General features: G+C 41.6%; 17 protein-coding genes. 9 read left to right on the top strand and 8 right to left on the bottom strand.

Annotated elements, in window-relative coordinates; all coding sequences use genetic code 11:
• Positions 1–2: 2 nt before the first annotated feature.
• Positions 3–1,508 (bottom strand): cobyric acid synthase, encoded by a 1,506-nt coding sequence (locus D0T84_RS12895; protein ID WP_163308287.1) that lies wholly within the window; start codon positions 1,506–1,508, stop codon positions 3–5.
• A 663-nt stretch (positions 1,509–2,171) separates the two neighbouring features.
• Between D0T84_RS12895 and D0T84_RS12890 the strand changes: the two genes are divergently transcribed.
• Positions 2,172–2,834: a B3/4 domain-containing protein gene (locus tag D0T84_RS12890; RefSeq protein ID WP_163308286.1), complete on the top strand. Its 663-nt coding sequence runs from the start codon at positions 2,172–2,174 to the stop codon at positions 2,832–2,834.
• 727 nt (positions 2,835–3,561) lie between these two features.
• Here D0T84_RS12890 and D0T84_RS12885 read toward each other — a convergent pair.
• The gene (locus tag D0T84_RS12885; RefSeq protein ID WP_163308285.1) at positions 3,562–3,726 is read right to left on the bottom strand and encodes a hypothetical protein; all 165 of its coding nucleotides are present in this window, start codon (positions 3,724–3,726) and stop codon (positions 3,562–3,564) included.
• Positions 3,727–3,774: 48 nt separating this feature from the next.
• On the opposite strand from D0T84_RS12885, the gene D0T84_RS12880 reads away from it, so the two are divergent.
• On the top strand, positions 3,775–5,235 hold the full coding sequence (locus tag D0T84_RS12880) for an NAD(P)H-hydrate dehydratase (protein ID WP_163308284.1): 1,461 nt from the start codon (positions 3,775–3,777) through the stop codon (positions 5,233–5,235).
• A 5-nt stretch (positions 5,236–5,240) separates the two neighbouring features.
• Complete coding sequence (locus tag D0T84_RS12875) at positions 5,241–5,465, top strand: hypothetical protein (RefSeq protein WP_163308283.1); 225 nt, start codon at positions 5,241–5,243, stop codon at positions 5,463–5,465.
• On the opposite strand, the gene D0T84_RS12870 is transcribed toward D0T84_RS12875, so the two are convergent.
• Positions 5,432–6,454, bottom strand: coding sequence for a hypothetical protein (locus D0T84_RS12870; RefSeq protein WP_163308282.1), 1,023 nt, complete (start codon positions 6,452–6,454; stop codon positions 5,432–5,434). The genes D0T84_RS12875 and D0T84_RS12870 overlap by 34 nt on opposite strands.
• A 471-nt stretch (positions 6,455–6,925) precedes the next feature.
• On the opposite strand from D0T84_RS12870, the gene D0T84_RS12865 reads away from it, so the two are divergent.
• Positions 6,926–7,435, top strand: a complete 510-nt coding sequence (locus tag D0T84_RS12865; protein ID WP_163308281.1) for an RNA polymerase sigma factor — start codon at positions 6,926–6,928, stop codon at positions 7,433–7,435.
• A gap of 327 nt (positions 7,436–7,762) precedes the next feature.
• On the opposite strand, the gene D0T84_RS22995 is transcribed toward D0T84_RS12865, so the two are convergent.
• Positions 7,763–7,897: a hypothetical protein gene (locus D0T84_RS22995; RefSeq protein WP_255495352.1), complete on the bottom strand. Its 135-nt coding sequence runs from the start codon at positions 7,895–7,897 to the stop codon at positions 7,763–7,765.
• Positions 7,898–8,037: 140 nt separating this feature from the next.
• Between D0T84_RS22995 and sucC the strand changes: the two genes are divergently transcribed.
• Together sucC and sucD are read left to right on the top strand one after the other, a co-directional pair.
• Positions 8,038–9,171, top strand: coding sequence for an ADP-forming succinate--CoA ligase subunit beta (gene sucC / locus D0T84_RS12860; RefSeq protein ID WP_163308280.1), 1,134 nt, complete (start codon positions 8,038–8,040; stop codon positions 9,169–9,171).
• 35 nt (positions 9,172–9,206) lie between these two features.
• A complete protein-coding gene (gene sucD, locus D0T84_RS12855) occupies positions 9,207–10,079 on the top strand; it encodes a succinate--CoA ligase subunit alpha (protein WP_163308279.1) in 873 nt (290 codons plus the stop codon).
• A 107-nt stretch (positions 10,080–10,186) separates the two neighbouring features.
• Here the strand turns inward: sucD and D0T84_RS12850 are convergent, their stop codons facing one another.
• Complete coding sequence (locus tag D0T84_RS12850) at positions 10,187–12,817, bottom strand: carboxypeptidase-like regulatory domain-containing protein (protein WP_163308278.1); 2,631 nt, start codon at positions 12,815–12,817, stop codon at positions 10,187–10,189.
• Between the two features lie 33 nt (positions 12,818–12,850).
• Positions 12,851–13,729, bottom strand: a complete 879-nt coding sequence (locus D0T84_RS12845) for a GLPGLI family protein (protein ID WP_163308277.1) — start codon at positions 13,727–13,729, stop codon at positions 12,851–12,853.
• Positions 13,730–14,089: 360 nt separating this feature from the next.
• On the opposite strand from D0T84_RS12845, the gene D0T84_RS22990 reads away from it, so the two are divergent.
• Positions 14,090–14,218, top strand: coding sequence for a hypothetical protein (locus tag D0T84_RS22990; protein WP_255495351.1), 129 nt, complete (start codon positions 14,090–14,092; stop codon positions 14,216–14,218).
• A gap of 939 nt (positions 14,219–15,157) precedes the next feature.
• Here the strand turns inward: D0T84_RS22990 and D0T84_RS12840 are convergent.
• Together D0T84_RS12840 and D0T84_RS12835 are read right to left on the bottom strand one after the other, a co-directional pair.
• On the bottom strand, positions 15,158–16,369 hold the full coding sequence (locus D0T84_RS12840; protein ID WP_163308276.1) for a multidrug effflux MFS transporter: 1,212 nt from the start codon (positions 16,367–16,369) through the stop codon (positions 15,158–15,160).
• A 336-nt stretch (positions 16,370–16,705) separates the two neighbouring features.
• On the bottom strand, positions 16,706–17,557 hold the full coding sequence (locus D0T84_RS12835) for an AraC family transcriptional regulator (RefSeq protein ID WP_163308275.1): 852 nt from the start codon (positions 17,555–17,557) through the stop codon (positions 16,706–16,708).
• A 143-nt stretch (positions 17,558–17,700) separates the two neighbouring features.
• On the opposite strand from D0T84_RS12835, the gene crcB reads away from it, so the two are divergent.
• Positions 17,701–18,057, top strand: a complete 357-nt coding sequence (gene crcB / locus D0T84_RS12830) for a fluoride efflux transporter CrcB (protein WP_163308274.1) — start codon at positions 17,701–17,703, stop codon at positions 18,055–18,057.
• 86 nt (positions 18,058–18,143) lie between these two features.
• A complete protein-coding gene (locus D0T84_RS12825) occupies positions 18,144–24,218 on the top strand; it encodes an alpha-2-macroglobulin (RefSeq protein ID WP_163308273.1) in 6,075 nt (2,024 codons plus the stop codon).
• Positions 24,219–24,330 lie beyond the last annotated feature (112 nt).

The following is a 24,330-nucleotide window of genomic DNA, read 5'->3' as shown; positions in this document are numbered from 1 at the left end:
ATTTATAATTCATAACTCATAATTCTATATACCAGTTCCATATCCACATGCCTGCGCACATGGTCGGCCAACTTATTATACTGATCTTCTTTAAACGCTTTAAAATCGAAAGGAACCCCTGATAATTTTTCCGCGTAAGGAGCCAATAGAGAATCAATTACCTCCCCATTATCCAAAATACCATGTATATATGTGCCGAAGCATTTTTCATTCAGATAATAACCATCCTGCCTGCCATCTTCCAGTTGGTTCAAAGGAGAGGATTCAGCATCTTCCACAGGCGTTGTAGTGCCCATGTGAATCTCATAGCCTTCACACACAGGCTGAGACCCCAGAAAGGAAAACTTAACCTGACGGGTCACTTTGTCGCCTTCCATCTGTGTTGTCACAGGCAGCAGGCCTAAGCCGGGCAGGCGTTCTATATCGCTTTCCACATGGTTAGGGTCGCAGACTTCCTGCCCCATAATCTGGTAACCTCCACAAATGCCGACAACAGTAGCCCCGTTCTTATGCGCTTTCACAATGCTTTGGGCAACCCCGTTGCGGCGTAGTTCGTACAAATCGGAGAGGGTACTTTTACTACCGGGAATAAGCACGATATCCGCCTTCTCTATCTCATCCGTATTGTTAGTGTAATAAAGGTGTACACGCGGGTCGCGTTCCAACACATTAAAGTCCGTGAAGTTGGATAAATGCCTCAATAAGACAACAGCGATATTTACTTTTCCGTGTGCCGCCCGAAGATTTTTGGTCTGTAGCATCACAGAATCTTCTTCCTCGATATAAATATCCTTGTAATAAGGCACAACTCCAATCACAGGGATACCGCAAAGGTCTTCCAGCATCTTTATCCCCGGCTCGAACAAACGGATATCTCCCCTGAACTTATTGATAAGGATGCCTTTCACGTATTTACGTTCTTCCCCGGTAAGCAGCATCACAGAACCGTAAACAGAGGCAAAGACGCCCCCGCGGTCGATATCCGCCACCAGGATTACATTTGCCTTGGCGTGCATAGCCATCGGCATATTTACCAGATCGACCGCGCGCAGATTGATCTCGGAAATACTGCCCGCCCCTTCCATCACAATGGGATTGTAGCGCAAGGCCAGACGGTCGAACGCGTCATTTACTTCTTTGCGAAGTTCCTCCCGTCCTTCTACCCTGAAATACTCGTAAGCATGCCGGTTTCCTAGAGGTTTCCCATGCAATACGACCTGACAGACCTTATCCGTAGTTGGTTTCAGCAATAATGGATTCATATCCGTGTGGCAGGGTACTCCGGCGGCCTCGGCCTGCACGGCCTGCGCCCGCCCGATTTCAAGCCCTTCGGGTGTAGCATACGAATTCAGCGCCATATTCTGTGCTTTGAACGGCGCGGGACGATAGCCGTCCTGCAGAAAGATACGGCAAAAAGCGGCTGTGATAACACTCTTGCCAACATCACTACCCGTCCCTGCAAACATGACGGGATGAAGTAGATTGGTGTCTTTTGGGGAATGAGACATGAAAATGAATTATAAGTAAGAGTCTTTTTTAATTTTATAGCAAATCTTTTTTATAGCTATTTTTAGATGGATTTTATCATTTTTGCTAGCCGAACCAACGGTCAGCGGAGCTAATTAGCGGGCTAAACGCTAAAAAGAGCATAAAAAAATTGCTAAGAACTATAGAGTTTATATTCAATAAGATTATATATGGTTTATTCTCTGTGATTTAATTGCCTCCTGCTTTAGCTGGAGGATAATAGTCTAATCAGATAATGGCTATAGCCAAAATGTTTTGACTAAAGTCGTTTTCTATCTGTATTATTATACACGACTTGAAAGTCGTGGCAACTAAAACTCCTAAAAATATGCATCTTACTCTTTTATTGAATATAAACTCTTATTGACCTGAACCTGTAATAAAAATTTTCGCTAAAATTTAAACAGGCTCTAAATATATGCAATTAATTAATGAACCGTAAAGGTAGAATTTTTATCTATGAAAACAGAAATGCATAAAACAAGAATATGATCATCTTTTTAAAATTGTATCTTTGAAAGAATAATTTATCTTATAGTATAGCGAGTATTACCTGGAGTAAAAGGTAACATTAAAAAACATTCAAAAAGTTGTCACTTTTGTCACTTTTTAGAAACTGTTTAGTAAAAAAACGATTTTCGGATATGATAAGAATAAATATATCGGAAGAGATCAGGAGCCTTTGGCCCGACTTTCATGGTGCAGCCATTTTTGCACAAGTAGAAAACACTCCTCATAACGAAGAGTTGTGGAAAGAGATAGATACCTTATCTACAGCATATAAGGCGGCACATCAGATAGAAGATATCAAGAAAAACCCGGCTATAGCCGCAACAAGGGAAGCATATAAGAAATTCGGAAAAGACCCGAACCGTTACCGCCCGTCGTCGGAAGCGCTCTGCCGCCGCATATTGCGTGATTTGCCACTGTACCAGATTGATACGCTGGTTGATTTGATAAACCTCGTGTCGATAAAAACAGGCTATTCCATTGGCGGGTTCGATGCCGATAAAATACAGGGAGATACCCTGACCCTTGGAATAGGTAAAGCCAACGAACCATACGAAGGAATAGGAAAAGGCGTACTCAATATAGAAGGATTGCCTGTCTATCGCGATTCGGCAGGAGGCATAGGCACCCCTACCAGCGACCACGAACGAACAAAGATCAGCCTGAGTACGACCAATTTCCTGGCACTGATAAACGGTTATAGCGGAGCGGTAGGACTGGCGGAGGCCGCGCAATATATGCAGGCGTTGCTAAAGAAGTATACTAATTCGGATGACGGGGAGATAATTTTTTATTAGAGTCAATCAGTAGTTGATAAGTTAAATGTTCAATTTCATTAGTCGTTTGTCGTGACTCGGCATAACATAAAATAAATTTTAGTTCTGCTCTCGCTACTTAAAACGTTCAATTACATTAGTCGTTTTGCGTGACTCGGCATAACATAAAATAAATTTTAGTTCTGCCCTCGCTACTTAAAACGTTCTTTTATTTTTTACATAACGGCTATCCTAGGCTAAATACTTTAGCCGTAGCTCCCTACTGCCGCGCCCTCCCGGGCTTGCCCTTCCTTTTGGCATTGCCCAAAAGGAAGCAAAAGGCTAGTGCTTTGTCCCTCGGCGACCCACCAACGGCTTGCCGGCTAAACGGGACGAAACTCGCCTGCGGCTCGGACAACATCCCGTTTCACGCCGTCTGCACCGGGTGGGTGCCCCGCCTGCGGAACAGATGCACGGAGTCGCGACGCAACGTCAAGAAAGAGGATAGCCCTCAATGTCATTAAGTTAAGTTTTTTCCTCTTTGTCATGCTGAGGGACGAAGCATCCCGTGTAGGCAAATTGCTTTTAAGAAAAGAGATCCTTCTCTATCGTTCAGGATGACAGACTATAAGATTTACTTAACTTGATGACATTGGTATAAATTCAGCTTGTCAGGCGTCAGCAAGCGCCGTTAGCAAGCGTACGGGGTACTCACCCGGTGCAGGCGGCGTAGAATGAAGTGCGGGCGCTTTTATGCATCGTCTGCCAATTATTGCAATGATGAGATTATCATCACTTCATTCAGCCGGCAAGCCGATGGTGGGTCGTACGGCGAAGCGGGGCGCAATGCTTTTTTGCTTACTTTTGGAGCTTCGGCCAAAAGTAAGGCAAGCAATCTGCGATTGCGCGCAGAATAAAAAATAATTGAACACATAATTTAAACAAAACAAAATACTGATTCACATTATTAATAGATAAAGGCATGAAAATATTAACAGGCACACAGATAAAAGAAGCCGACAGATTTACGATAGAACATGAGCCTATCCTGTCTGTCGACCTGATGGAGAGGGCGTCAAACGCCATCGCTGAATGGATATGCAATCATATAGATAAGACCTCGCCTCTTCTGTTTCTCGTAGGAAAGGGTAATAACGGTGGCGACGGGCTGGCTGTGGCCCGTATGCTGTTTCATGCCGGTTACGATTGTGCTATATACATGCCTTTCGGGAAGGAGCAGATGACGGATGAATGCCGGACAAATCTGGAAAGGTTGCCTTCCTACATCAAGACTATTGACATAGGAAGTATCAACAGCGAATGTATTATTATCGACGCTCTGCTGGGCACAGGGGTAAAAGGAGAGCTGAAAGAACCGCTACTGTCTGTTATCGAAACGGTAAACGCATTAGCCAATGAGGTTATTTCCATCGACTTGCCATCGGGTATGATAAGCGAATGGGGGAACGCGGGGCAAAAGATAATAAAAGCCGATGTTACCCTTACGCTGGAATATCCTAAACTGGCGATGTTGCTACCCGAAGCCGGTGAATATTGCGGCGAGATTGAGATTTTACCGATTGGCCTTAGTAAAGAATATATCGAAAACGCCCCTACCCTGTACCATTATGTTACGAAGGGATACATCAGCAGTATCCTTCTCGGGCGTAAGAAATTCGGGCACAAGGGCACTTACGGGCATGCCCTGCTCATCTGCGGGTCGAAAGGGATGGCAGGTGCGGCTACACTGGCAACAGGTGCGGCCTTGCGTTCGGGCTGCGGGCTGGTGACTACACATATCCCCCACAGTGAAAGATTGGCTATACAGGCAAACTACCCTTCTGCCATGCTGAGTTTTGATGACGAAGATTACTTTTCGTCATTACCGAAAGACATATCCAGATATTCGGCAATAGGAATAGGATGCGGACTAGGGCAACGGCATCAGACAACCGAAGCCTTCAAAGACCTATTGAATGCGACATATAAGCCTATTGTAATAGACGCGGACGCTCTCAATATATTGGCCGACAATTATAAAATGAGGCAGCATATCCCCGAAAACTCCATACTGACACCCCACCCGGGAGAATTGCAGAGGCTGGTTGGAGAATGGCATAATGAAGAAGAAAAGATAACCCTTGCACGCAAACTGGCAGCAAAGCTGAAATCTATTATCATTGTAAAAGGCGCACATACAATGGTTTGTCTGCCTGATGGCAATTGCCACTTTAATCCGACCGGAAACAGCGGCATGGCAAAAGGAGGCAGCGGCGATGTACTGGCCGGATATATCACAGGGTTGCTGGCACGCGGCTATAACAGCACACATGCGGCTATACTTGGGGTATATATACACGGGATGGCCGGAGACAAAGCCGCGGCGAAGTATGGTTTAGAAGCGATGAATAGCAGGGATATAATCGATTTTCTACATATATGAAAGCCATGCCTCTTATAAAAAAAGAAGCCCGCAGAATCACATTCCAGACTTCCTGTACCTCAACACAAACTTTACAAACTACACAGCCATACAACCTCATATCCAGCATGATAGCAGTTGCAGGAACAAGATTCATGGCACATGTGGCGACAGCCGTTCCCGATAAAGCAAGAGTAAGTATATCCATCCTGTTACATCAGGTAGATAAGGGCTCTTCGGTAATCACCTGATTATCCGGCTGATTAGCAGATGGTGATAGTTTTTTTCTTACATACATGCGTTGCTTATCAAAATACTCGGTACGCCAATGTGCATTGCAACGTGTAATCAATGTCGTATATCTTTTCAGCGACTGTATCCAGACCTTTTGCCTTTCGCACATCTCCGTATCGCACGAGCTAAATATCTCAGCAGAAGAAGTCCAGTAATGAATACATGCTTTATCGTCATATTCTATATATACATAATTGGGCTCTAAATCTACAGCCGATATGTATGTATTTATGGTAACGCCACCTTTATTCACGCCATTCTTTGCTACGTTTTCGATAAGGTCTACACATTGCAATAGCTCGCGTTGAAACTGAGTTTGCTCCGATTCGGTTATCAATCCCCTGTTAACAAAATAATTGATTTCTTTTATCATAGACAGGAAAAGATTATTATCCATCAGTATCGTGATATCACAGCCTAAAATGGCATTATCGTCAACATGCTTTTTTTGGATCTCCTTTATTTGCTCCGGTACAACGAAATCCTTGAAATAGAAATTAGACGGAACATTTTGAGTATGATAGTACCATTTATAATAATAAAACTTAGCCAAGTTTTCAAATGGGAGTGTATATGCAAATGGTAACCGATTCAGTATCAAATCTACCCGTGCTGTACTGGCTCCATTTACTTTAGCAAATAATCCCAGGTTCATATTCAGTATTTCAGAATAAATACTTACCGGATCTGTAGATTTATGCATGTGAAAATCAAAAGGTACGGTTTCCTTATTCCCGACTCCAATTATACGGTCTAGTGAAATACCCAGATGATGAGCAATAATATATATTTCATCGAAAGTAAAAGGCACCTCACTCCTTAATCTACGATATACAGATTCCTTATTCAAATCAAGAATATCCATCAAGATCCCCACTAGTCTTTTTGTTTCAGGAATACATTCCAGAAAAGCGTCCACTAATATTTTATTCCTTTTATTTTTCATAAACCTGCAAATTTCCTGCCTACGGTCTACTTACCGTTAATAATAAATAGAGACAATAAAGTTAACACTTTAATAAAGATAAAGCATCATGAATTCATTTTATACTTATAGCAAAGTGTTTGTTTTGGCTTTTTTTTCGATCTTATTGTATATTTCCGAACCTCATTAACAAATATAACCAATCAAAATCCATTAACAATTGAATATAAAAAATTCACATTTGATATATTAAGCCATTTATTTTTAAAGAATAGATTAAATCTATGTCATATATAAATATTCGATATCTACATACTAACGCATTATATAACAAGTGTTTACAAAATCAAATTATATAATTTTTACTTAGTTTAATTTAAATTACATAGTTGCGGATGCAATAGTTTCAACAAAAGTTAATATCTTTGTGTCAATAAAACAAATAATAACCCTGCACAAGTAAACAGTTGCTCCTCATAAAAAAAAAGAATTATGGAAATTAAAAAACAGGTATTAGAACAAAATTTGATTGGATTACAGAGTAACATGTTAAACTTTGCACTAAGTTTAACAACTAACAAAGAAGAAGCAAAAGACCTCACGCAGGAGGCAACGCTTAAAGCTTTAAGCAATTTTGACAAGTATCACAACAATGTAAATTTTAAAGGTTGGGTATTCACAATAATGCACAACATATTTGTGAACAACTACCGCCGGGCGGTACGCAGTCAAACAATTATAGATCAGACAGATAATCTATATTTGTTAAACGCGCCACAAGATTCCGGACTGGACACACCCGAAGGAGCATACTCTTATGCTGAAATATCCGGTGTGTTAAACAGCTTTGCTGATGAATACAAGGTACCTTTCATGATGCATGTTTCAGGATACAAATACGAAGAAATAGCTGAAAAGATGGGACTGCCACTGGGAACAGTTAAAAGCCGCATATTCTTCGCCCGCAAACGGTTGCAGGAGATATTGAAAGACTACAGATAAACAGCACTTGCTCAAGGGCTTGTTTAAATATCAGCAAAATATTACACTACAATTTCTGTTCGTTCATTTTTAGTCTCTTTGGGGCTAATTTTTCTATTCACTCTGTTCAATTGTTAAATCGGCGAAGCCAAATAGCCTGCTATTATTGCTTCGCGGAAAGAAAAATTATTTCAAAAACAGACTAATAATTAGAACGAAAGATTTCCTAACAGTTGCCAAGTCTGAACTAAAAAATAAAGATAGGAATATTCCAAACACGGGATATTCCTATTTTTATTCCCTGTAATCATAGTAAAAAATGAACGTATAAAATTTAAACAGTTTCTTCTAAGTACATGACAAAATTTTATATCCTGCTGTAGGGGCATCCCTTTGTGGGTGCCCGTAAACGATGACAAGCGGGCAGGGACAAGCCACTGCCCCTACATCGTCTCCAAATCGTGTTTGAATAATTTTTGTCATGTACTTAGCAGTTTCTTATAAATATTTTCTATAGTTCATTTAATACAAAAAGTGAATAAAACATATCATTTTCTCAAAACTTCCTGCTAATTTTAGCAATTGTAGTTTGTAACAGTGCTTACCTTTTAAATTTTATACCCATGAAGATACACGAATATCAGGCTAAAGACTTGTTCTCATCTTATGGTATCCCCGTTAAAAAATATTTCCTTTGCTATGAGCATAACGAAGCCGCAGCTGCATACGACAAGCTGGCGACCGACTATGTAGTTGTAAAAGCGCAGGTACTTACCGGAGGGCGCGGTAAGGCAGGAGGCGTAAAGCTGGCTAAAAGCAGAGACGAGACATCGCAGCATGCTAAAAACATTTTAGGGCTGACGATCAAGGATTACCCTGTAACCAAAATAATAGTTACAGAGGCAGTAGATATCAGTTCCGAATATTACATGAGTTTCATAATAGACAGGAATACCAAATCTGTAATACTGATGATGTGTGCCGAAGGAGGAGTCGACATCGAAGAGGTAGCGGCAAAAACGCCTGAAAAGATTCATAAGTTCCCTATCGATCCTCTGGTTGGGCTACCAGATTACCTGGCCCGCAAATTTTCCTTCGTACTGTTTAAGGATGTGCATCTGGTAAATCAAATGGCTTCTATACTGCAAAAACTATATAAACTGTTTATTGATAAAGACGCGTCGCTGGCCGAAATCAACCCGCTTGTACTGACCGAACAGGGAGGCCTGATAGCCGTAGATGCTAAAATGACATTTGATGATAACGCCTTGTACCGTCAACACGAAGTCTTATCCCTGTTTGAACCTACCGAAGATGAAAAAGTAGAAGCCGCGGCAAAGGATAAAGGATTCAGCTTCGTTCGCCTCGACGGGGAAATAGGTTGCATGGTAAATGGCGCCGGACTGGCTATGGCCACAATGGATATGATAAAACTATATGGAGGCTCTCCTGCCAATTTCCTCGATATCGGAGGAAGCTCTAACCCAAATAAGGTTATCGATGCCATGACCTTACTGCTCAAAGACAAAAAAGTGAAAGTAGTGTTGATCAATATATTCGGCGGTATAACCCGTTGCGATGATGTTGCTTCGGGTTTACTTACCGCATTCAAACAATTGGAAACGGACATTCCGGTCATCGTCCGCCTGACGGGAACCAATGAGAAAGAAGGCCGTGAAATGCTTCAGGGAACCAGATTCAAGGTAGCCGAAACAATGGGGGAAGCTACCCGCATGGCTGTTGAAGCCTCAAAATAACCGGATAAAACGAATCAAAGCTAAAAGAGAAAAACATGAGCATACTTATAAATGAATCAACCCGATTGATAGTACAGGGAATAACCGGAAGAGACGGCAGTTTCCATACAAAAAAAATGCTAGAATACGGTACCAAGGTCGTAGGAGGTACCACTCCCGGAAAAGGAGGAACAGAAATGCTTGGTGTACCTGTATTTAATACAGTGTACGAAGCTGTAGAAAACACGCAGGCCAACACATCCATCATATTCGTACCCGCCCGCTTTGCCGCAGACGCCATTATGGAGGCTGCCGATGCAGGTATTAAGCTGATCGTATGCATATCCGAAGGCGTGCCTACGCTCGATGTTGTCGAAGCATACCGTTTTGCGGATATGAAGGGCGCGATGCTTATCGGGCCTAACTGCCCCGGACTTATGTCTCCCGGAAAAAGCCTTGTAGGAATCTTGCCGGGACAAATATTCAAAAAAGGGAATATCGGGGTTATCAGCCGTAGCGGCACATTAACATACGAAGTAGTATACCATCTGACAGCCAACGGTATGGGACAATCGTCCGCCGTGGGTATGGGAGGCGACCCCGTAGTCGGCCTCTACTTCCGCGAATTGCTGGAAATGCTGCAAAACGACCCTGACACCGATGCCATTGTTATGATTGGCGAAATTGGAGGTAACGCGGAAGAACAAGCCGCGGAATATATAAAGAAATATGTTACCAAACCGGTTGTAGGCTTCATTGCCGGACAGTCGGCTCCTCCGGGCAAGCAAATGGGCCATGCCGGAGCCATTATCTCAAGTGGGTCGGGTACCGCTGCCGAAAAGATTGAGGCACTCGAAGCCGCCGGGGTAAATGTAGCAAAAGAACCTTCCGAAATCCCGGAAATGCTGAAAGCAAAATTGGGTAAATAGTATTATCAATTAGATGGTAAAAGCCTCTTTCGCTACTCATGGAAAGGGGCTTTTATGATTAATACGAATCAGTATATAAACTTGTTTAAACCAACTCTTGATCTGCATTATTTCAGTTTAAACCGTACCTTGAATAATATCTCGGCAGGGCGCAGCCCATATGAAGAATAATAGCGGCTTACATCATTGTACGAGGCCGACACAAATTGTTTAGAGTTAAATATATTGGTATAGTCACACATAAGTTCCATCTTTCTCCACTTATACTTTACACTTATGTCGCCAAAAGTCATGGAACGGCTTCCCGAACGAATCGCGTTATTATAAAAATGTTCATATTTCAGATTTATGGTAAGGCCTTTCAGGGGGAATAAGTTCAGGCGGACATTCTGTACAATTGTCCGTATCGGCTCAAGGCATTTATCTTCATTCTCGATCCTACTCATACTCTGCGCATAGTTGAATTCATACTGGATACTCGCGGCTGAACCTATCTTGGTAAGTATACGGGGAGAGACAGAAAAACTCCGGTTATTATAATCGATCAGTTCTCCCTGATTAATCTGGGATGAACTGCTTATTGTATAATTCCCGCCTAAGAAAATTGTCGAATGAAGCGACTCTATATCTTTACTGGCATGCACAGATGCATTTATACCCTGCGTAGTATTCGGCATAGCGATAGTGGACTGTACCTTGAGTATACCCTGATAGCTATAGTCGTAGAGCAGGTTTGCCTTGTTGTTAAAATAACTGATATCGGCCATTGCAAATAAAGTAGTAAGCGGATTCCTATAGTTGAGCGAAAGGCTTGCTTTATGCGATTTCTGTTTAAAGAGGCTGCCGTCATTGCGTAAAAGATTACGGTACGACGACATGATGTATCCTGTGTAAACCTGATTTATATCCCCCAGTGAATTACTATGTTTATAATTAAGAAATGAAGTCCAGTAGCCGGACAATTTATAGTGGACAAACAGGCCTGGGTTGAAATAAAGATAGGCTTTATATGTTTTTTCCGACTGTATTTTGTTCTCTGTTTCCAATACAGTATAACTTAAAGGCAATGACAATGAGATGTTTAATTTACGACCTTTTGCATACGTATAGTTAGGTGTAAACGTCCATTCAAATTTATTCTGTTGTATATCGTTCCGCAACGAATCCGCAATATTGTAAGTCTGCTCAGTTCCTAATCCGGATTTTAAGTTCCGGATGTCGGCACGGAAGCCAAGCGCGTAAGACTGCTTAAAAGAGCCTTTACCAAGCCCTAGCGAGACTTTGTTATATGAAGCGAAATTCCCTTGTTCGATATCCTGTACCATTGCGGATGGCACTGATACAGGGTCGTACAATTGGTCGTACAACACAGGTTGTACGAGTAGTGTTTGAGAAGAAGTGTTGTATCCGTTGAATGAATAAAAATTCCATGTATATTTCTCCCCCGTTTTTACCATATTGAATGTATTGCTAATACCGTAAGCCGGCTTTTTCAGGTATTGAGAAACACTGTCCTCCGAAATAGCGTCTCCGCGTTCCCTATCCCATATTCCATCCAGTTTCAGCAGGTTATTAAAATAAAATTTATCTTTATTCGCATTCAACTGTATATCGGCTTTTATCCGTTCCTCCCTCAGCCTTGAGTTTAACAGTTCATCTATCCTCAACAGGCTGTCGCCCGGCAAATAATATTCGGTATACGCATAACTGCTCTTTTGCTGTAAGTCGTTCAGATAGCTCACATTAGCGGTCAGTTGGTAATCATTCTTCAGAGTCCACAGGTTATTAAAGGAAAAAATATTAGCCCGGTTATCCAGATACCGCTTTTCCCTGATAGACGGCGATGCCGGACTTTGCACATTCAGCAGGTCTTTATCAGCCATTTGCGACGCATCGCCCGAATAAAAAGAATTTAGCTCGGCGGTTACATCATCGCCCGAATTATTCCCTTTGTAGGTCGTTATATTCTGCATCTTTTTAGCGATATACATGCCAGTGAGTTCATTGTTCCATAATAATGGAGCGGCACCAACGCCAACCTGGGCATTGGCGATAATAGTCCCTTTAGCCGAATCTTTCAGTTTAAGGTTTATAGCGGCATCTTCCGAAAACTCTTTACCCTTCAGGGCTTTTACGGGCTGATGATTCTCCATTACCTGTACCGTGGCAACATCCTTTGCTTCGATATTATTTGTAGCGATACCATAACGTCCCTGCAATAGGTCGGCATTTTCTATGTAGAACTTGTTTATCGGCCTGTTTTGATAAAAGATAGCGCCGTTATCCTGCACCTTTATGCCCGGCATTTTTTTCAGTACATCGCCTATCGTCCTGTCATTGGCATCTGAAAAAACATCCACCAGATAATTGAGCGTATCTCCTGTCTGCCTTATCCTTGGCGGATTTATTTTCACTTCATTCAGTACGATAGACTCTTTTTCGACTGTGAAGTCCACTTCCTGATTATGAGCTTTTATCGTTCTTGACTGCTTTCTCACATTAAAGCCGGAAATGGTAATGACAATACTATCACTCCTGCCTTTATATTCAAGCCTGTATTTTCCGTCATCATCAGTCATTACAAATCCAAGAGTCAGGGATTTCGACTGCTCCTGAACAGTAATATTCAAATCCTGTACAGGTTTTCGCTCCTCATCGAGGACAGTGCCTCTGATTATAACCTGAGCCTGTATAAACCCTGGTAAAAATAAGAAAACAATAAGAAGGTATCTTTTCATAATGCGGTTGAAATAGGGAAGAAGTGATCATTTTTATTCTTTTTCTAATGAAACTGATTCACTGTTATTTTTTTTCTGTATAATGGTAACATTCCCTCCGTTTACGTTTACAACCATACCTCCGGACTGTTTCTTCTTCAGCTTTTCCATATCCTTCCTGTTTGCTTTGATATAATCACTTTTAGCCATCGAAATATCGACGGAAGGGTTCAGTTGCTCCAAACCTATAATTTCAAAAGAGAAGATATTCTCTGCATCCTGAGCTTTTAAGATAAGGCCGGGCAAGCCATATAACTTCCAAGGGCCGTCATTTACCGGAATGTCGGACGTAAACCATGCGTCATACGTTCTGCCTCTGAAGTTTGTAGTCGCCTTTTGGCATCGATAGCCCAATACTGTTAATGTATCGGGAGTAATATCCCACTGAGGCGTAATTTTATCTACACATTTATAACGCTCCACACTATTATCGGCTCTTTCGATAATCGTTATTTCCCCCGCCTGACGGTTTTTATAAAGTTGCGCTGTTTCTCCTTTAGAGCCTGATTCGATTGTTGTACCCGAAGTGCCATCAAAAGCCGAAGCGTCAGCATCCTTCAGGACAGTCATACTCTGTATCGTATTCGGATCGAGCCTGTTTGCCATGAAATCTCCAAAAACAGAATCCCTCCTTGCACGGGAAGCGTCATAATACAGCGAGGCTTTCGCCCCTATGTCAAGAGTAAGTGTGTCTGTTTGTAGTAATGAATCCTTATCTATTATTATCGGTTGAGAGAACTTATAATAACATCGGATTGTAGCCTCGTCCAGCTTATCCTTAGATATCTTGCCTGACTCTATTTTTATTACCTTTTGAGAAAACACCGATAACATACTAAGGATGAACAGGAAACTCAATACTAATCTTTTCATAATTACATTCATTAAAAGTTATACGGCAAATTTAGTCTAAATATTTAGACATAAAAACATATCGTCTATTTTTTTAGACAATAAAGGTTAAAAAAAAGAGGAAAGGTCCTTAATACATGACAAAAAAAATACCCGATATGGAAAATATTGATAATTAATGCGAATCAAGGGTTGCTTAGGGTTGCAGTATACTATTATAAATCAATCTTCAGTTTTGCAGTCAGGGTTCTAAGTCCACGAAGTGGGCTAATATGGATAACTACGGGTAAAACCCGTGGAAAAAGCGGATAGGGAGAGGCCGTCTCCGTAGGAGGCAAATAGCAAAACGTTCCGATAGACTTCCACTTCTTTGCCTTACTTTTGGCCAAAGCTCCAAAAGTAAGCAAAAAAGCATTGCGCCCCGCTTCGCCGTACGACCCACCATCGGTTTGCCGGCTGAATGAAGTGATGAAGGATTCATCGTTCTACTGGTTAGGAGATTTTGATTAAAAGCGCCCGCACTTCATTCTACGCCGCCTGCGCCGGGTGGGTACCCCGTAGGCTTGCTAACGGCGCTGGCTGACGCATGACGAGAATAATCGCTTTCGGAGTTCTTGGCGTTGCGTTGCGACTCCGTGCATACGTTCCGCAGGCGGGGTACCCAATCCGTCAGCGGAGGCGTGGAACAAAAAGCTGTTTGAGCTTGATTGAAGATTCGTATTTCAGAAAATTTGGAGCGAGTTCTTTTTGTTCAGCCGTAGCTGCGGTTTTGGGTCGCCGAGGGACGAAGCACTAGACTTTTGTTTACTTTTGGGCAATGCAAAAGTAAAAACAAGCCCGGGAGGGCGCGTTAGAATTAGACGTAAGTTGATGTGTTCACGAAAGATAGATTTTATGCGACCAGGATAACCTCGATTTATATTATTAAAAGGAACATTCCGTTAGGAATGAATTGTCCGGTAGAAAGAAGCTGCATGTAAGGGGATGCATTCCCATAGGAATGCGACCAATGTCTTCAAGCTAAGGCTGAAAGCCTTTATTATTTCAGCCCAATGGCAAGCGAAGCGTCGCCTTGGGTAAAGAGCATCTAACAGAAACTGCGCGCTGAAACAACGGCAGAGTGAAGCGGAGCCAAAGCGCAGGTTAAACTTAAAGAACAAGACCAAAGCGTTGACCTGCGCTTGCAGCGCGCACGCTCTGTATTTGGATATTCTGACCCAAGGCGTTGCCTTGGGCTGAAATAAGACGGGCTTTCAGCCCTGATCTTTGGTTTCATAATCCTTAAGTTGATGACATTGAATAGATAACCTTCGGTTATGAATTGAATTGAAAATCAGCGGAGCTAAAATCAGCGGAGCCAAAATCAGGTTTTTCAAGCCTGGTTCAATGTTTTTTGTCATGTACTAAAGGAAAGATCACTTTCCTCTTCTTTTTTAGACTATCAAAATACTATGATATTACCCCCTTATTATATTCCTCCTTCAAATTAATCCGGCTAAAAACAATAACGAAAGCCAGCATGCTGCAAAAGAAGAAGGCAATGCCTACTGTTACAATAGTACCATCACTGATAAAACTGGATATTACAGTACAAATAAACGCCGTAGCCAACTGTATCGACCCGAAAAGCGCGGAAGCCGTCCCGCTGTTATTTGTTTCGGCAAATGGCGTGATTGCCAGTTCGGTGGTAGCAGGGAATAATACACCTATAGGGAAAACATAGAAGAACAGAATAAACAAAATGACCCGGATATTCAGATTCAGATACATAGCCACAAGCAAAATGAGGCCGGCTATGGACATAAATAACAGAGCCTGTTTCACCAGCTTATTTGTTGGAATATACTTCTGCAAAACACTGGCCAGGTATGAACCGATCATCAGCCCAAAGGCATTGACGGCAAATATAATGCTAAAAGCATTGCTTGAAAAACCGCCTTTCTCCATTATCAGGAAAGGCCCGTTTGCCACATAAATCATCAAAGCTCCGTTTACTATCCCGGCAATAAGCGAGTATATCACGAATTTACGGTTTTTCAATATCTCCCAATAGCTTTTCATAACGTTCGGTCTACTTCCTTTTTGCTTAAAATCATACGTCTCGGGTAAAAAGAATAATGTGAATAAAAACAAAGCAATACCCAAACCTGCCATGACCCAGAAAAGCCCTTCCCAATTAAAGATTTTCAGGACTCCGGTACCTGCCGAAGGCCCTATGATAGGCGCAATACCCATAATAAGCGCCAGGATCGCATATATTTTCAGCGTTTTCGACTTATCGAAATAATCGGTAACAATGGCACGGGATATGACAACTCCTGCACAACCCCCTATTGCCTGCATAAAACGCGCAACCCATAGCTGCTCTATCGACCTCACATATATGCAGGCGATGGACGCGATAATAAAAATAATGAGAGATACCAATATGGGCTTTTTGCGGCCGAACTTATCGGCCAGAGGCCCCCAGAGTAATTGCCCGATGGCAAAGCCGGCCAGAAATGTAGACAAAGATATCTGTACCGCAGAAACATTTGTATTAAATGCCTCAGATATGAGAATAAAGCCCGGTAAATACAAGTCGATACTTAATGGTTCAAGCGCTGTAAGCAGCGACAAAATGAATATTACACCCCATTGTGCTAAACTAAAATTTTTCATCCTTACTTTTTTTTGAGCTGCAAAAGTAGGCAAGATGTTTTGATACATTATTATACAAATGGGCCTGTTGCTTGGACAAATCGGCTAAATAAACAGGGGAAGGATATCACATCCTCCCCTGCCCTATCTATTATACTATGTGCTAAATATCTATCAATCAACTATGATAAACCCTAAAATTGTGTACTGTTTGAAAAGTATAGAACCATCGACCATTTTTATTGGTACTATAAAGATACCCTGATAAAATTAAATAGAAGTTACATTTTTCTTCATTATAATTGGATAAATTGTCAGAAACTGTTTTAAATTTTTAATCTGAATTAAAACAGTTACTCAGCTATCCCTGAATTCTTTTGGGGTTTGGGAAGTCTGCTCTTTAAAAAAGCGGGTAAAGTAGGCAGGTTCGCTAAAACCTAAATCGTAAGCGATCTCTTTCAGGCTCTTTCTCTGCAATTTTATTTCTTTTTTTATTTCCAGTATCAGCCTTTCCTGCAAATGTTGCTTTATCGTTTTACCGGTTCCTTTTTTGCTTATTTCGTTCACTTTCCGGTTCGATACGCCTAACTTGCGGGCATAAAATTCGGTTTCACGCTGGATAATAAAATTTTCGTCTATCAACCTCATCAGGCCGGCTATAAGCGGATCGGTAATATTGTCATTATCATTTGCATTAGCAAGCGAAACGGAGCTTTTCAATATATAATCTACATGAAACAGGAAAGCTTCCATATAGCTTTGCATCAATGTGAGCCTCCTGCCGGAGTTATATTCTATCCACAGCAATTCCACAATGCTTTCCAGTATTCTTTTTATTTTATCATCGTCTAACGTAACAACAACATTCGAAAAGTATCCGTTGAGGTAATCCGAACCAAGATGGAGATTAATATCGAAGAGGACATCATTATGGATAGCAAACAGATAGCCTTCCTTTTCGCGGATATCAAGCTTGTCAATCTGCCCGGGAAAAACAAGTATAATCTGATCCTCCTTCATTATGTACTCTTTGAAATCAAGGAAATAAACATTATTCCCACCTACTTTAGTAAACCATAACAACTGATAAAAGTCATATCGCTGATAATTACTGAATATACTATCGTCTGTCAGATCTTTAAGATGGAACAACTCGATAAAAGGATCTTTTTCCGATTCGTTTAATAATATTTTTGTAGTTGTTTTCAAGTTTTTTCAGGTTGATATTCTCGCATGGCAAAAATAGTAAAGATATCTTCTATATTAATTGAACAATTGAATAAAGAGCATAGTTTTATTAAATAGTGTGATAAAAGTATAATTAATAAAGATTATTCATGTAAATTTGGAAGATGATCAAGCAAATCTTATTGGTAGGGGCAGGTGGCGCTGTCGGGAGCATATTACGCTTCCTTACATCGTTTTTTGTAGTCAGGGCTGATTTCACCGCATTTCCTCTGGCCACCTTTACCATCAATCTCTTAGGATGTTTCTGTATTGGCTTATTTTCTAATTTAATACCATCAAACAATTTACGGTTTCTTTTAATTACAGGATTTTGCGGAGGGTTTACAACATTTTCTACTTTTGCTAGTGAAACCCTGACACTCGTAAACAGCAACCAGGCTCCCCTTGCTTTTATTTACACATTGGCCAGTTGTGTTCTGGGGATATGCGCTGTTTGGCTCGGAATGTATATCACAAGATAAAATATTACAGAAAATTAACTATTAACACGATGGATTTTCGGTTCAATTTTCATCTATACTTATTAAGAAATACAAAACATAATAATATGAAAAAGCAATTATTATTTATCTGTTTATTTTTTATTATAAGCATTGCTATGACAGCACAAACATCCAATAACAAATATGAAAAGGAATGGAAAGAGGTGGAACAGTTCGACACTGACAACTTACCCCAGTCGGCATTACAGTCGATAGACGGCATTCTGAAAAAAGCGATAGCTGACAAAAACAGCACGCAGATAGTCAAAGCTCTTATCAATAAAAATAAATACAAAAGAGACATTGACTACAACGACAATGAAGGCATATTATATGACTTGCAGGATATAACCGAGCAGACAAGCGACATTAGCCAGAAAGCCCTGTTATACTCCATGCTGGCTGAGGCGTACGCCGATTATTACAGCAGAAACAGCTGGAGAATAAACCGGCGCACAAACCTTTCGGATACAATACCTCAGGATATAAAGGAATGGACAGAATCTGTTTTTGTGAATAAGATAGTCAATTACTTACAACAGTCTGTAGCCGATGTTGCCACATTGAAAAAGCATACGACAGCCGAATACGACGACATCATAAACATGGGGGTGGATAAACTAAGGTATCCGACATTATATGATTTCCTTATGAAAAGGGCTATCGACATAGCCGAAAATATTGAAAATCAACGAAACAGAAACTTCGATGCCGAGCACATCGGGCTTAGCACCCAGCAACTGACATTACCTGCTAAAGAATACGTAAAGCTGGATATAAAACAAGACCCGGCTCACCGCATGCTTGCATTTTCCTACTATCAGGAATACTTTAAGGATTTGCTGGCACGGAATATGACAGCCACAGTAATACTGACCGAGATAAATAAAGTCGGATTCCTGCAAAACAGGTCGCAATCCTTTACCGGGGACGAAGTGCTCAAAACCTACCAAAACCTCGAAAAAGAATATGAAACGGATGAGAACAGCACCGAAATAATAGCTAAAATAGTAGACTCCTACAATTCATACAATTACCGTCATGACGGAAATAATTTAGTATCGGCCGGTGACAATGAGGCCAAATACAACTGGCTGAAAAAAGGCTTGGACAAATATCCCAACTCGTATGGCGCCAGAATATTAGAAAAGAAATTACAGGCACTCGAATCGCCTAAGCTACTCATTAGCGGCAAAAAGCTACAGCACCCCGACGGTGAAACCGCTCTCGAAATACGATACAAGAATACGCCGAAAGATAGCATATACCCGTTCAAACTACTCAGGCAAGTCAAAGATAAATTCATATTGATAAAGGAATACCCTCTGGCCCTGGCATCAAAAACCACATACAACGCGGATATATTACCGCTGAATATAGGGAAATTACAACCCGGAAATTATACATTTACCACTAAGGCAATAGACGACATCAATAAAGAGAAAGAAAAAAACGAAGATGATAAGTATAGCTACAACTATAAAGACAACAGATTCGATTTTATAGTCTCCGCCCTGATGGCTTTCTCACGCAACAGCGCGAAAAATGAATACGAGATATTCGTTGTAGAGAAGATAAGCGGAAAACCGGTAAAGGACGTGACTGTTAAAATATACTCGACAGAAAAAGACGAAAAAACAAATGAAAGCCCGTTGCTGGCTACAGTAAAAACAAACGAACTGGGTATCGCGACTTTCAAAGACGCCCGCGACATAAAGTATAATTATAATATAGCGACCTATAAGGTGGAGCTTGGAGAAGATTCATATCTGCCTGCCGAGAGTTTGAACAATGATTCGTACAGATGGAATACATCGGTGGATAACAATATTGAGAGGACGACTATCAGCCTGTTTGCCGACAGAAGCATCTACCGTCCCGGGCAAACAGTATATTTTAAAGCCGTATTAATAGACAAGGAATCAAAAGCTTTGCCAAATCAGGCATGTACGATAAAACTATACAACGCCAACAACGAGGAAGTTGCCAAGAAAGAAATAATAACAAATGAATTCGGTTCCGTCTCCGGAGAATTTATATTGCCACAATCCGGATTGCTTGGACAATACCGTGTAGAGATAAACAATGACAGGAGCAGTTCTTATTATTTCAATGTAGAAGAATATAAACGCCCTACATTCGAAGTAACATTCGAAAAGCTAAAGGAAACTTATGCTTTCGGCGAAGAGATCAAATTGAAAGGCTATGCGAAGAACTATTCGGGAGTAAGCCTTCAGGGCGCGGAAGTAAAATATACGATCACACGCGAACGATTCAGCTTCTGGCGATGGGGAGGCGGCTATAAGGCTCCATTTGTGAACGATACGCTGAAAACAAATGATGACGGCTCTTTCGAAATCGTATTCACGCCTCAGCTGGGGGATGACAAAAGTTATACCCCGTTCAACCAGCAAAATTATACATTCGAAATAACAGCCACAGTAACAGACCTGAATGGAGAAACGCAATCGAACAAACATTCAATCAATGTAGGGAATATATCGATGGCGATAAGGATCGATATACCCGAACTGTTAGAGAAATCAGGCAATGATAAAATAAAAATTACAGCTAAGAATTTACAGGGAGAGGATATTGAAACTTCAGGAACCTATATGCTTTATAGTCTTGACGAAAATAATTCTGCAAAAAATAAAGTATCGGAAGGCTCATTCAAGAGTGGAGAACAAGCGTCACTGAAATCGTCTCTCAAGAACCTGTCTTCGGGCAAGTACCAGTTGCAAATAAAAGCGCTGGATAGTAAAAACAATGAAATAGCCGAGAAGAAAGATTTTACATTATACAGTTACAACGATAAAAAACCTCCGGTAAAAACAAACCAATGGCTGATAAAGAAGAATACCTCCTTCGGAAACGGCAAACCGGCAGAAGTAATATTCGGAGTATCGGACAAAGATATTTATGTACTTTACCAGCTGAATGATAACAAAAAAGTATTCGAACGCCGCTTCATCAAAATGAGCGAGGCCAATCAATTGTTTTCAGTTCCTTACAAGGCTGAATACGGGGACAACATATACATGACCTTCACATTCGTGAAAGACGGCAAAATGTACAACCAGAGTGTATCACTTAATAAAGGGGAAGAAACACCTGATACCAAACTGAACCTGAAGCTGGAAGTATTCCGCGACAAGTTGCGTCCCGGACAGGCAGAGACATGGACAATCAGCGTAAAAGACACGACCAACACCCCTGCCGCTGCCGAACTGCTTGCCTCTATGTATGATGTGTCGCTGGATCAGCTGTATGCATATATGCCGTGGACGTTCAGGCGCCCATACACTGCTAAAGAAAGCGTATACCCTATTTCGTACAACTATCCATCCAGATATCAATGGGACGATAATCAGCAGATATGGTTCAATTCTTACCCTTGGAGCTATAAATCGTCACATATATACAATACGCCTCCACCTCCAATGCTGCCAGACTCATCGCTTCCTCCGTTAAACGACAGGCGTTTCGACCAGTTGAACTGGTTTGGCTATATATATCAGGGTTACGAACAATATGTCTATTCGGAAGAAGAACTGGACGAATACTATAAAGACAGCCCTCAAATCCGCATCAGTATATCTACTGTTGAAGGCTCCGCGGACGCCGTAGGCATAGACATAGTCGAACTGCGCGAACACAAAGTAGTAGTTGAGGAATCGGTAGTAGCACCTTCGGTAATGAGGGATACTAATAATAGAATGCTATCCAAAAACGCAGCAATGCCATACTATCTTGGCGAATCTGCTAATACCGGAGGAGGCGCCGAGGATACAGACGATCAAGCATCCGCTCCTCAAATCCGCCAGAATTTCAGTGAAACAGCCTTTTTCTATCCTCAACTCAGGACAAATGAAAAAGGAGAAACCCTGATTTCGTTTACCGTACCCGAAAGCAATACCACATGGCGGTTCAGAGCCCTTGCCCATGACCAGAACTCGAAGGTAGGCACGTTGGAACAATTTGTAGTAACACAAAAGGAACTGATGGTGACGCCGAATATGCCACGCTTTGTACGTCAGGGAGATAAGACGAATATTTCCACAAAAATTTCGAACCTCTCGGAAAGCGCTATTTCCGGCGATGTAAGGATTGAGTTTTTCGATCCGGCTACAGATAAGGTTATCAACCTGAATATAGCCAATCAGAAACAAACCTTCTCTGTGGACAAAGATGCATCTGTTTCCGCCGACTGGACATTTGATATACCCGAAAATATTGAACTGATCGGATGCCGCATCGTTGCGCAAAACCAGACGTTCAGCGATGGGGAACAGCACGTCCTGGCTGTTTTGCCAAACCGTATGCTTGTAACAGAAAGCATGCCTGTAGATGCGACTACAGCCGGTACAAATACATTTACATTCGACAAGCTGTACAATAACAGTTCTGCTACCATCGGTAATTACAAGCTGACGCTGGAGTACGCATCCAATCCGGCATGGTACGCCGTGCAGGCATTGCCTAGCTTTAGCAACCCTACAAACGAGAACGCTGTAAACTGGTTTGCAAGCTATTATGTAAATACACTTGGCTCGTCTATCACACGCCAGTACCCGAAGGTGGCGCAGATGATAGAAGCATGGAAAAAACAAGGCGGGGATAAACAGACATTCGCCTCGAAACTGCAAAAAGATGAAGAATTGAAGAATGTACTGCTGGAAGAAACTCCGTGGGTACTCGACGCTAAAAATGAAGCGGAACAGATACAACGCCTGTCGCTGTTATTCGACCTGAATAATACAAACCAGCTGACCAACGCGGCTACAAGAAAGTTGCAGGAACTGCAAAATAAGAGTGACGGCGGATGGTCGTGGTACAAAGGCATGTATTCGAGCCGTGCTGTCAGCCAGTATGTGCTGTATGGCTATGCCAAACTACAGCAGGTAGGCCAGGTACAATATCCGCAGGACATTAAGATGATGCAGATGGATGCCCTGAAATATATCGACAGCCAGATTCTAAAAGATTTCGAAAGCCTGAAAAAGAACAATAAAAACTGGGAAAAGACCACATATATATCAACCAACCAGCTTGAATATGCTTATGTGCGTTCGTTCTACAGGGATATCCCAATCAGTCAGGAAACGCGCGCGGCAGAACGCTTCTTTACGAATGTGGCAAGCAAGAACTGGAAGAAACTTGATTTGTACGAACAGTCCATACTCTCGGCTATATTAAAGCGCAATGGCGAAAACGAATTGGCGAACAAGATCATTAAGTCGATCCGCGAACACGCTGTGAAAGACCCTAAAACAGGCATGTACTGGCCAAACATCCGAAGCCGCGTGTTTATGTCGATGTCGGCGATCAGCGTGCACACATTCCTGATGGAAGCGCTACAGGAAAACGGCTCGTCGCAGGAAGAAATGGATATGCTGAAACGTTGGCTGATAAACCAGAAACGTACTCAGGTATGGGAATCTACACACGCTTCGATAGATGCTATCAGCACATTGTTAAGTACAGGCTCCGACTGGTTTGCCAGTGAAGAAACCCCATCCATCACGGTAGGAGGCCAGAAGGTAGAAGCCGAAAGCAAAGAGGCAGGGACAGGATATTTCAAGAAAGTATGGGATAAATCTGAGATAACCAACGACATGGGTAAGGTGGAGATAACCGCATCCAATACCCGTCCGTCTTACGGCGCCATGTATTGGCAATATTATGAAAATCTGGACAAAGTAACAGCACAAAAGGGAGACCTGAATGTAGAAAAACAGTTGTACAAAGAGAATGATACGCCTACAGGTAAGAGCCTGACCCGGATTACAGAAGATAATCCGCTGACAGTAGGGGACAAAGTAATTGTCCGCCTGACTATAAGGACAAACAAGGATATGGAATTTGTACAATTGAAGGATATGAGGGCGCCATGCTTCGAACCGCTTCAGACAATCTCAGGCGTAAAATGGAATGAATCGTTGATGTATTACCAGACGCCAAAGGATGCTTCTACGAATTTCTATTTCGACTTTATGCCAAAGGGCACTTATGTATTTGAATATCCTGTATATGTAAACCGTACAGGCGAATATGCCAACGGAATTACAACAATACAATGTATGTACGCACCTGAATTTGTCTCGCATACATCGGGAATAAAAGTGACAGTACGCTAACGTAGAGAGTTGCATTTAATTCTTACAAATTTATCTATATAAAGAAGAAGTAGGGGCAGGCAAACCCTGCCCCTACCTGATAAAAGGTAACAATAAGAACGAATAAAAAAAG

Source organism: Dysgonomonas sp. 521 (assembly GCF_010501055.1).
GTDB lineage: Bacteria > Bacteroidota > Bacteroidia > Bacteroidales > Dysgonomonadaceae > Dysgonomonas.
Note: the sequence above shows the minus strand (reverse complement) of the source record. Positions and strands in the feature narration are given on the sequence as shown.